Below are 2172 nucleotides of genomic sequence, written 5' to 3' on the forward strand. Positions count from 1 at the left end.
GTCGGTGAGGTCGACTCGGGGCGCCCTGCTGGCGTCTCCGCCAGTGGGTTTCCCCGAGCCGCCTCCCGAACCCGGCGTGCCCGTCTCCGGGCACCGGGCTCTCCACAAATCCCGTTTCGGGATGTTCAGTTCCTCATGCCGTAGTGGGCCACGGGGTCGGGACGAGTGTTCCCCGGTATCGGTATCTGGTCGTACTTACCTTTGCCGGGTTGAACAGTTCCGCTTCCTCCGTGACAGGCCACCAGCCACCGCCGTAATAGCGTCGACGGAGCTGTTTCCAAGTGATCCCGGGGTGCTTGCGTCGGATCCATCGTGTCACCCTCATCCACGCGTAGTGGCTGAGGTAACAGAAAGCGACGTTTGAAACTCCGGGACGGAAATACGCGCACCATCCTCGCAACACCGAGTTCAGCCGGTGGAGCAAGGACTCCAGCGACAAGCCGACGTTCTGCCGTCCGGTCAGCTCCTTCACCTTGCCCGTGGCGGAATGCACTGATTTCCGCGCCGGATAAGTGTAGATGTACTGCCGATCAGTGCCAAGTTTCCGGTGACGCTGGATGCGCCATCCGAGGAAATCAAGGCCCTCGTCAATGTGCGTAATCTTTGTCTTCTCCACCGACAGGCGAAGGCCCATTGGCTTCAGTGCCTCTGCGACCTCGTCGCGTAGTTCCTCGGCGTGTTCACGGTGCCCGAAGACGAGTACGAGGAAGTCGTCCGCATACCGGACCAGCCGGTAGTTGGGCAACCCCCGGCGCCGTCTCCTGCGCCGATCCTCGGAGGTACTATCTGGACCTCCGAGGCCCTGGGCGATGTGCTCGTCCAGGACCGAGAGCGCGATGTTGGCCAGCAGGGGCGACAGGATCCCGCCCTGCGGGGTCCCGGTGCGCGTGTCCGTGAAAGATCCGTCCCGGGATAGGATCCCGGACTTCAGAAACGCCTTCACCAAGGACAGCACCCGCTTGTCCCCGATTCGATTCCTCACCCGCTCCATGAGGGCCAGGTGTGAGATCTCGTCGAAGCACGCCGTGATGTCGCCCTCCACCACCCACTCATACCCGTGGCTGGCGAGATAGCGAGTCTCGGCGATCGCGTCGTGAGCCCGACGGTTCGGGCGGAACCCGTATGAGCACGGGAGGAAATCCGCTTCGAACACCGGCTCCAGCACCAGTTTCAAGGATGCCTGGACTACCCGGTCCGCCACTGTCGGAATCCCAAGGCGACGCAGCTTGCCATTCGCCTTGGGAATCATCCGCTCGCGCACGGGAACCGGCCGGAAGCTGTGGTCTCTGATCTGAGTCCGCAACCTGTCGAGAAACACCTCGACTCCCTGCCCGGCCTCGATGGAACGTGCGGTCTTCCCGTCCACTCCGGCCGTGCGAGCACCCTTGTTTCCCCGGACACGATCCCACGCCACCAACAGGAAGGAGGGATCGGCCACGAGGTTGAACAAATCGTCGAACCTGCGATGGGAATCATCAGTAGCCCAACGGTGCAGCTTGGTCTGGATCTCCAGTACCCGGCGTTCGGCCTTCATCAAGGCCCATTCCAGCTCGTCGGTATTCACCGGCGACAACCTCCTGGCATTCCAGCATCCCTACTGCCGACTTGCTGGCCCCCTTCCCCATGCGGCCGGCTCTCCCGGCCTCCGAGTACTACGGAGCCTCCGTCCTGCCCGACAGCCATCAGCCGGCGATGGGCCTGCCCCCGATCGGACTGGATGCCCGACGCAAGGGCGACTGCGGGCAGTTCCCACGTTCACCACGGAATCGATCGACGGGTGAGGTGCCCAGCTCTACCCCGGCAGCATCGCCGCACTTACGCCGCAGACCTTCGGCGCGGCCTCCCCACCGACAAGTGGAATCGGCTTCGGAGTCGACCACCGACAAGCGCTGGTGGTCGTGCGCTGCGTCCGGCCCGCATCCGCCAGATTGGAGCCGGTGTCGTAATTACGGGGCGTCAGCCACTGGTTCCTCGCGTACACCTTCCCGTCTCGCTAGCCGAACCCGAGCCGTCTGGCAGTGCCGGCCCGTCCCGGCGTTGTCGGGGCTGCTTACCGCCCACCTCGGCATCCCCCGGGGTGAACTGCCCCCTGCTTCACCCGGATTGCTGCGACAACCCGGGGGTAAGGTCTCTCACCTCACTCGACTCCATGGCGCCTCGTGGCGCACCCAC

The 2172-nt window shown here is 64.2% G+C and carries 1 protein-coding gene; it reads right to left on the reverse strand.

Annotated elements, in window-relative coordinates:
* Positions 1-133: 133 nt before the first annotated feature.
* Positions 134-1564, reverse strand: a complete 1431-nt coding sequence (gene ltrA, locus ACLJWH_RS41905; protein ID WP_411147063.1) for a group II intron reverse transcriptase/maturase — start codon at positions 1562-1564, stop codon at positions 134-136.
* Positions 1565-2172 lie beyond the last annotated feature (608 nt).

The sequence above is a fragment of the Streptomyces sp. x-80 genome (assembly GCF_046549095.1).
Lineage (GTDB): Bacteria > Actinomycetota > Actinomycetes > Streptomycetales > Streptomycetaceae > Streptomyces > Streptomyces celluloflavus.